This is a genomic window from Pseudoalteromonas sp. C2R02 (assembly GCF_018860845.1).
Classification (GTDB): Bacteria; Pseudomonadota; Gammaproteobacteria; order Enterobacterales; family Alteromonadaceae; genus Pseudoalteromonas.
Map to the genome: position 1 here is coordinate 23,093 of NZ_JAHKQC010000044.1, position 6,770 is coordinate 29,862.

Below are 6,770 nucleotides of genomic sequence, written 5' to 3' on the forward strand. Positions count from 1 at the left end.
TAAGTATTAAATGACAGAACTGAGTGACGACAGCGAAGATATTAAAGCGAAAGGAAGTCCAAGTTGGATGACAACTTTTGCAGATTTAATGTCGTTATTAATGTGTTTTTTTGTGCTACTTTTATCATATTCTGAAATGGATGTGATCAAGTTTAAACAAATTGCAGGTTCTATGAAAATGGCTTTTGGCGTGCAAAATCAAGTTGAGGTACAAGATATTCCAAAAGGAACTTCAGTAATAATGGATGAGTTCTCCCCTGCAACACCGGAACCTACACCAATCAATACTGTGCAACAAAATACCCAATCTGCAACTGAAACTCAATTACAAATTAAAGATGGTAAAGATCAAAATACTAAAGAAAATGACAGATATAAAGTTGAACTTGAAAAGATTTTTGCTCAAGAAATTGAAGATGGTTTAATTGAATTTGAGCTTTTAGGACAGCAACTTATTATAAGACTAAAAGAAAATGGCTCATTTCCATCTGGTTCTAGTTATCTGCAACCAAAATTTAAACCTCTTTTAGCCAGAATATCTACAGAATTGAATAATATTCCTGGTGAAATAACAGTATCTGGCCATACCGATAATTTACCCGTCTCAAATGAGTTACATCATAATAACTGGGATTTATCCGCCAAACGTGCCGCAGCAGTATTAAATGAGATATTAAAAGATATCCATTTTGATGCGTCGAGAATAAAAATGGAAGCATTTGCGGATAACCAGCCATTAGTTAAAAATAACAGTGTTAGTAATCGCAGTCGAAATAGGCGTGTTGAAATCGCAATTAATCAAGGCAAGCCTACAGAAATGGCCCCTATTTCAATAAATTAAGGAATTTTAGTGGATAAAGCAAGCGGGTTAGGTTTAAGCGTAATTATATTAGCAGTCATTTCAGCTATTTTAATGAGTGGTGCTGCTCCTGGGATATTTGTCAGTATCCCTTCTTTGTTGATTGTTGTAGGCGGAACTTTTGGTGCAGTGATGTTCAGTTACAGAATTAATAATTTCTTTCAAGGGTTATCAAATATTCGATTAGCTTTTAGTAATAAGCAGCCTAATTTATTTGAAACATTAGATCAGTTGATTGAGTTAAGTGAAATAGCAAGGAAAAAAGGGGTTTTAGCGTTAGAAGATAAACAACTCGATGATGAATATTTACAAAAAGGTGTGAACTTACTGCTTGATGGCCACGATACCCAGACAATTGAATTTGCATTTAACAGAGAGATTTTGCAAACACGTCAAAGAAATAATCAATCAATTAAGGTTCTTAACAGTTTTACAGAGTTAGCGCCTGCAATGGGAATGGCAGGAACACTGATTGGATTAGTTGCGATGTTGGTGGCGATGGACGACCCTAAAAGTATTGGCCCTTCAATGTCCGTCGCATTACTGACAACATTATATGGCGCACTGCTAGCAAATGCTTTTACCGGACCTTTAGCAAATAAACTAGGTGAAAGAGCCGATGAAATTAAGCAACATATGATGTTAGTTCGTGATGGTGTTTTACATATTTCTAACGGTGATAACCCTAAATTAATTATTGAAATGCTTGCAAGTTATTTAGGTGAAAATATTGACAGCCCAGTAAATGAAAAACCGTCAAATAATTAGATAATACTATTTCCACTAATTATTGGAATGGGTATAAGTTCAATCTAATTGTAGTTTTAGGTTTATAATTTTGCTATAACTCATCAGACCACTATTGGTTACTTGCTATTAGATGAAATAATTTGGAACACAGTATGAACTACGCAAAAATTACAGGTTGGGGTAAATGTATTCCGCCAGCAAAATTATCAAACGACGATTTAAGTACTGTTGTTGATACAAATGACGAATGGATAAAAACCAGAACCGGTATTTCTGAACGTAGGATCAGCCATGTTTCAACTGCAGAACTTGCTACAGTTGCAGCACAGCAAGCTTTGGACTGTGCAGGCATTAATGGCGATGAAATAGACCTCGTTTTATTGGCAACATGTAGTCCATCAACTTTGGTTGCAAATACAGCCTCTTTAGTGCAAAAAAATCTCAATGCAACGGGGGCAGCTGCGTGTGATGTTAATGCGGCTTGTTCAGGTTTTTTATACGCGCTACAAAATGCGACGGCCCAAATTAATGCTGGCATGATAAAAAAAGCAGTGATAATTGGAGCTGAACGCATGACTTGGTATGTTAATTGGTCTAAAAGAGACAGTGCTGTATTGTTTGGTGATGGCGCAGGTGCCGTTGTAATTGAAGCAAGTGAAGAAAAGTCAGGCCTACTAGCGAGTAAAACTGGCTGTGATACCAGTAATCGAGATATCTTACATATTACAAATTTTGGTACGGATATTAATAAATATGACCAACCAGTTGGACCGTCAGATTTATTATTTGAAGGTAGAGAAGTATTTAAACGTGCTGTTAAAGGAATGGCTGAAGCCTGTGATGATGTATTAGAACAAGCTAACTTAGCGTTAGATGATATTAATGTATTAATACCTCATCAAGCAAACTTAAGAATTATTCAAGCTATTCAGCAAAAGCTTTCAGTTAGCGATGATAAAGTCATGGTTAATATACAAAACTACGGTAATACTTCTGCGGCAACCATTCCGATTGCTATTTGTGAAGCAGTTGAACAAGGGTTAATACAGTCTAATTCAAAAATTATGTCCGCTGCATTTGGCGCCGGTTTAACCTGGGCAGCCTCTTATATCCAGTGGTCAGATCGTATTACACCAATAAAAATCAGTAATGCAACATTACCTGATTGTGATAAAACAGGCCTTGAACTTATTAATCAAGCAGTGCTTGCTTGTAAAAACTAAAATGCACGATAGTTAAAACACAATATAAAGTTAAAAGTTATTTATAAATTACTTTTAACTTTTTCTACTCACTATCCTACCAATCACGATTTCAATGTTCTTTCTGACAATATTCAATATTTAAACTAAACTTTTAAGAAGCATGTAAATTTTTTATGTTTTTTAATGGAGTAATAAATGGAAAATGTTGAGGATAGACGTGGTTCCTTACGCTTAGATATGGAGAAACAACTTATTACCGTAAGTTGGCAAGGTGAAAACAATCGTCAATATATAAGAGATGTAATGTGCGTAGATGTATCTAAAGGAGGGATCAAGTTTAGCATTGAACGTGATATTGAGGTTGATACTCAAGTAAAGGTGCAATTCAAATCAAATTTAATTGAAAGTAAAATTTATGTAGCCCGTGTTTTAAGGTCAATTAAACAAGCTCATGGTTGGTACGATATCGGTTTAATTTTCAATAAATAAATGGACGTTTTTTAAATTTAAAGCATTGGAGTTTATATTTATGATTATTCTTGTTGGTGGTGAAAAAGGTGGTAGTGGTAAAAGCTGCTTAGCACAAAACATAGGTGTTTATCTTGCAAAGCATAAAAAAGCATCTGTTTTAATGATCGATTGTGATCCACAAAGAACGACTTCCGATTGGATCCAAGCAAGGAATAATAATCCTGATTTGCCGCTTATTAATTGTGTTCAACTATATGGTAAAATAAGAAATGATTTGATCAGTTTAGAGAATAACTATGATTACTTGCTTGTAGATTGTGGTGGTCAAGATAATTTAGCTTTACGTGCTGCAATGTCGGTAGCTGATCATGTATTAATTCCTCTTAGACCCAAACGTCGTGATTTAAAAACAGTGCCGCATATGGAAGACATTTTATCTACCTGTAAAATGGTTAATCCAAAAATGAATGCCTCTTTTGTTATGACCCAATGCCCTTCTTTACCAAATCAAGCATCAAGAATTCTTGAGGCCAAAGAAGTCTGTGAAACATTTGGTATTAATGTTTTGGAATGTATTACTTATAGTCGAAATATATATGATGACAGTGAAGAAAATGGAGAATCTGTATTAGAAATAGATCCTAATGGCAAAGCGGCGTTAGAAATTATTGCTATTGCAGAAGAGATGCTTTCAAAACAGCCCGGAGACTCCCATGAGTTTAGCTGATTTAAAACGAAAAGCAGCAGCAAAAAAAAGGAAGAAAATTGATATAGACGATTTTATCGAAGATGCTGCGTCTTATGCTAAAGGAAAGTCTATTTTAGTTCCTAGCCTAGATGAGAACACTCCTGTAGATAAAAAAAGGCAAAGAAACTTTAAAAATGCAACTTTTACGCTCTCTCCCGCCCATATAGATCAACTCAATGATTTGGCCGAGCATTCCGGTTTTGCAAAATCTCGTATTTTAAGGTTGTTAATTGAAGAGCTTGCTAATGGTGAAAATAATGATTTAAATCAGCTATTAGAAACGTTAGAAAACAAAAATAAAAAGTAGAAGGAATTATGATAGACATTACTCACATAATGCCTATCGATTTATTATGTTAAATTACGTATCTAGATTGAATATAGTCAAACATTGCACGCACACCAAACGCTTCGCCGCCTAGTGGGCGCCCTGGCAATTTTCTATTATTCCAAGCCATAACATCAAAATGTATCCAAGGTGTTTGAGGCTCAACAAATTCTTGTAAATATAATGCAGCTGTAATAGCCCCGCCAAAACCAGAGACAGCACAGTTTGATAAATCAGCAACATCACTTTTGAGCATATCTTTATAAGGCGCATATAAAGGTAACTGCCATACATGATCATCTACATTTTTTCCTGATTGTATTAAACCTGCCGCCACAGCATCATTATTTGTGAAAAAACCTGGTAACTCTGTACCTAAAGCTACACGACACGCACCCGTTAATGTGGCAAAATCGACCAATAAATCAGGGCTATCATTTTGTGCCTCACACAGTGCGTCACATAACACTAATCGTCCTTCAGCATCTGTATTATCTATTTCAACTGTGATCCCTTTTCGTGTTTTGATCACATCTCCGGGTCTAAATGCGTTATTTGATACCGCATTTTCAACTGCTGGAACTAAAACTCTTAGTCTAACGGGTAAATTAAATGCCATTATTAAGTGCGCTAAGCCAATAACATGGGCTGCTCCGCCCATATCTTTTTTCATGTTACGCATACCTGCACCAGGTTTTAAATCTAACCCTCCAGAGTCAAAACAAACACCCTTACCAACCAAAGTAACTTTAGGTGCGTTCTCGTCACCCCATGACAGATCAATTAATCTAGGTTTATGCTCGCTTGCTCTACCAACCATATGAATTGTTGGATAGTTTTGTTCTAGTAATTCATCTCCAACCCATTGACTGAACTCTCCATTAAACGAATCAGCTAAATCTTGCATTGTTTCAGCTAAATGCTGTGGCATCATATCACAAGCAGGTGTATTAACGAGATCTCGTACCAATATTATGCCTTGAACTAAATCTTGATATTTCTTTAATTCTTGTTGGCATTCAACGATAAGTTTTGCCTTGGGTTGAGTATTTGTTTTATATGAATCAAATTGATAAGCACCCAGTGCCCAACCAAATGCAACTAGCTCTCTATGCTGTGCATCACCTTGAAAAAGATACTTACCTTCAGGAAGTAAAGAAGCAAGATCACCACATTGCCAATAAGAAGTGATATCTTCTACAAAATAGACAGCTTGAAATACTTTACCAGTTCTATCATCTGGTAATAATGTCAATCCATTGCCGTTAAAACTTGTTGATTCTAACCATGCTTTAATAAAATCTGACTGTTGCGTTTTCCATGATTTAAACTCTGTATTTGGCAAAATAAATAATGGTGTTCCTTTATTTCCCAAAGAATATAGATTTTTCATAATAGCTCATAAAAATAAGATAAGTTGCTTTAATCATAGCAATTTTATTGCTTTAAAGGTATGTGTTTAGAGGTGTTTGAAATCTTGGTGTTTTTTGTTTTTGAAGGATGAAATGAAGTGGAAATAGCTCCAGATTTTTCTAACTGAACTATTATCGGATCATGGTTTAGTCTTTTTTGTGATCGGGGCATTAAAAGAACTAGGCAGAACATCAACACCAACCACTTTACCAAGTTTTACGATTACCGGAATAGTTAGCGGAGCAAAAGGTAAAACTGCAAACACGCCAAGGCCTAAGCCTTTTAGTACATCAAAAAATTGCTGATTCGCAATTTTTAATTCTTCGGGACTCGCTTGTTTTTTAGTATAACGCTTATAAATAACAATCATTTCTTTTGTTTCAAGCGTTTCTTGCGCTAAAGCAACTTTTAGTTGCAGCATAGTGCGTCGCAATTTTAAACGACTGCGTCTATGGCTGATTTTTACGACTCTAATGGGTGCTTTATGCAGGTATAAATATAATTTCATCATCTAATTGTCACACACTATAGGCTTAAGTGCCAAATTAAACTGTTAATTATCGATCGAAAAATATCTGTATGATAAAATTAAATAATATTATGGATAAACAGATTATTTAAAATGCAAAATCAACTATCTAAAAAACCTCAAAGACCAGCAGATGATGATTGTTGTGGTGGCGGAAGTTGTTGTCCTTGTGTATGGGATGCGTATCATGATGCATATGAACAATGGCTTTTAGCGCAAAAAGTAAAGCAAGAAAATGAAGCAGCCCCTATATAGCTGAAGTTAAATTACTCCCCCTTATTTCAACTCTATTATCCTTATTTTATAAATATTTACGTCATATAGAGGAAAAACCTTCAATTCCCTTCTAATATTAATTAACTAAATGTTTTAGCTAAATCTAAAGGTATTAGTAAAAGTTTTAACCATTGATTGAGCTTTGCATTTTCAGATCTATAAATAGTAAAAATATCTGGGGATATACAATG

9 protein-coding genes are annotated in these 6,770 nt (G+C 35.0%); 7 read left to right on the plus strand and 2 right to left on the minus strand.

Translation table 11 applies throughout. The features are described 5' to 3' along the window. The first annotated feature begins 10 nt into the window (after positions 1-10). The 6 genes from KO527_RS21645 to KO527_RS21670 all read left to right on the plus strand — a co-directional run bounded on the left by KO527_RS21645 (position 11) and on the right by KO527_RS21670 (position 4,340). Positions 11-841: a flagellar motor protein MotB gene (locus tag KO527_RS21645; protein ID WP_216042323.1), complete on the plus strand. Its 831-nt coding sequence runs from the start codon at positions 11-13 to the stop codon at positions 839-841. Between the two features lie 9 nt (positions 842-850). Beyond that, the gene (locus KO527_RS21650; protein ID WP_216042324.1) at positions 851-1,627 is read left to right on the plus strand and encodes a MotA/TolQ/ExbB proton channel family protein; all 777 of its coding nucleotides are present in this window, start codon (positions 851-853) and stop codon (positions 1,625-1,627) included. 134 nt (positions 1,628-1,761) lie between these two features. Then, entirely contained in the window at positions 1,762-2,832 is a 1,071-nt protein-coding gene (locus KO527_RS21655; RefSeq protein WP_216042325.1) for a ketoacyl-ACP synthase III, read from the plus strand. A 177-nt stretch (positions 2,833-3,009) separates the two neighbouring features. Continuing rightward, positions 3,010-3,303 (plus strand): PilZ domain-containing protein, encoded by a 294-nt coding sequence (locus KO527_RS21660; protein WP_216042326.1) that lies wholly within the window; start codon positions 3,010-3,012, stop codon positions 3,301-3,303. A 40-nt stretch (positions 3,304-3,343) separates the two neighbouring features. Beyond that, positions 3,344-4,012: an AAA family ATPase gene (locus KO527_RS21665; RefSeq protein WP_216042327.1), complete on the plus strand. Its 669-nt coding sequence runs from the start codon at positions 3,344-3,346 to the stop codon at positions 4,010-4,012. Continuing rightward, entirely contained in the window at positions 3,999-4,340 is a 342-nt protein-coding gene (locus KO527_RS21670) for a replication protein RepA (protein ID WP_216042328.1), read from the plus strand. Before KO527_RS21665 ends, KO527_RS21670 begins: the two co-directional genes overlap by 14 nt. A 49-nt stretch (positions 4,341-4,389) precedes the next feature. On the opposite strand, the gene KO527_RS21675 is transcribed toward KO527_RS21670, so the two are convergent. After that, positions 4,390-5,754: a leucyl aminopeptidase family protein gene (locus KO527_RS21675; RefSeq protein WP_216042329.1), complete on the minus strand. Its 1,365-nt coding sequence runs from the start codon at positions 5,752-5,754 to the stop codon at positions 4,390-4,392. Between the two features lie 159 nt (positions 5,755-5,913). After that, a complete protein-coding gene (locus tag KO527_RS21680; protein ID WP_216042395.1) occupies positions 5,914-6,282 on the minus strand; it encodes a hypothetical protein in 369 nt (122 codons plus the stop codon). Between the two features lie 114 nt (positions 6,283-6,396). Here KO527_RS21680 and KO527_RS21685 point away from each other — a divergent pair, with 114 nt between their 5' ends. Continuing rightward, entirely contained in the window at positions 6,397-6,558 is a 162-nt protein-coding gene (locus tag KO527_RS21685; protein ID WP_216042330.1) for an oxidoreductase-like domain-containing protein, read from the plus strand. The last annotated feature ends 212 nt before the right edge of the window (positions 6,559-6,770 follow it).